This is a genomic window from Kitasatospora sp. NPDC017646 (genome assembly GCF_044329365.1).
GTDB lineage: Bacteria > Actinomycetota > Actinomycetes > Streptomycetales > Streptomycetaceae > Kitasatospora.
The window spans coordinates 1-1,617 of the sequence record NZ_JBIRJC010000139.1 but is presented as its reverse complement, the minus strand read 5'-3'; the positions used below and the strand labels follow the sequence as shown (position 1 = coordinate 1,617).

Annotated in this window: 1 protein-coding gene; it reads right to left on the bottom strand. The window is 72.2% G+C overall.

Annotation, left to right across the window (positions count from 1 at the left end; translation table 11 throughout):
• Positions 1-137 precede the first annotated feature (137 nt).
• Complete coding sequence (locus tag ACH4J0_RS43195; protein WP_396246662.1) at positions 138-695, bottom strand: hypothetical protein; 558 nt, start codon at positions 693-695, stop codon at positions 138-140.
• Between the last annotated feature and the right edge of the window lie 922 nt (positions 696-1,617).

The following is a 1,617-nucleotide window of genomic DNA, read 5'->3' as shown; positions in this document are numbered from 1 at the left end:
CTGCTAGCGATCACGCCGCTGACCGGCACAAGCACCTCACCCTCGCCCCACGCCAGCCCCGTGACCTGCAACTTCAGGTTGGAAAATCCTCAGTGCAGGACGCGGGCCGACCCTCGTGCGGCGACGGCCCACGGAACCTACCGAATCTCGTGGCCGCCCGATGGCTCTTCCCACGGCATGACGAGTGTGGCCTGGCCCTGCGGGCCCCAGGCGACGCGCAGGTCGCGGTTGTCCGCGTGGGCCCGCCAGCCGTGCATGCCCGCGTCGTAGTCGGCGCAGACCAGCGCGGCCCGCACCCCGGCCGGGCGACGCGGGCTGACACTCTCGTCCCAGTCCAGAACATCCAGGACCGCGCAGCCGCCGAGCACCGCCCAGCCCGCAGCGGCCACTTGGCGCGCCCACGTGCTGCGGACGGACAGCTGGATGAGAGGCGGCCCGCCGTACTCGGCTTTGTACGTGAAGAACATGCCCGGTGTGTCGTCGGTGGTCCACGACTCCACCACGGCCTTCTCCACCTCCGGCACGCGGGACGAGTCGTGCCCGGCCCGCTCCCGCCCCGCCTTGAACGCCGGCTCCGGCGCCGGACGCTCCGCATAGCCCATCATCTCGTGGTCACGGGCGAAGCCCGCGCGCACCGCCCCCACCACCGCCTCACCAATCCACTCCCGCGCCTCGCCCACCCGCATCGAATCCACCGCCACCTCTGCCGCCCAACCACTCCCGAGCTCCCGGTATCGCACACCGACACCCCGGCCCGCCCGAAAACCACGGAACATCACCCACCACAGGCCAATCCCGCCCTGAAGGACCCGGCCGACCGCTACACGGTGATGCGCAGGGCCCGGTCGGCGGCCTCCCCGGGCGCGGTCGGCGACATCACGGCGGTGGCACTGGGCGCCGCGCCCGCCCGCCGCCGCAGGAGCAGGTCGTGCCGCAAACCGTGTGCGACGGCCGAAGCCGTCCAGATGTTGTCGCGCAGGCGGCCGGGCCCGGGAACGAGGGGGTGCGTTCCACGCGGGCCCGGCCGGTGGGAGGCCAGCAGCGCCTGCGGGAGACGCGGCTGCTCTGCTCGACGGCCCGGTGGGCGCTGTGGTGGGGCCGCCGTGCCGGGAATGCTAGACCCGCCGATCAACCGACACCAGGGCTTTGACCTGCGCAATTTCGGCCGCGAACATGCCACCCGGCAGCGCACAAACGGCCGGCGAGCAAGACCGTCGACGGATCCGGGAAGCGGCGCGCGGATGCGGAGCACCGGTCCGCTGCCCGCTCGGGGGTCCGGACGCGGACCGGCCTGCTATCAGTCTGTGCGAGCCCCCTGCCGCCTGCCGCCGGGGTTGCTCCCGACGGAGTCAGTTCGCCGTCGACAGCACCCGCGGCAGGGCGGCCGCCAACGAGGGCGGTCCAGTTGCCGAGGTCGTCGTGAGCCTCGGTCCAATTGGCCAGGCAGCCGCGATGTTCGAGGGCCTGGACGCCGCAGACGCCCGTACGGATGAGGTGAACCAGGCCGTCGCCGAGGCCGTAGTACTGAACTTGAATTCGTGATGTCGGGCTGAGGGTGGTCAGCCGTCCAAGATCAGGCCGGTGGCGGCGAGGCACCCGTCGACCAGGTGGGGTCGA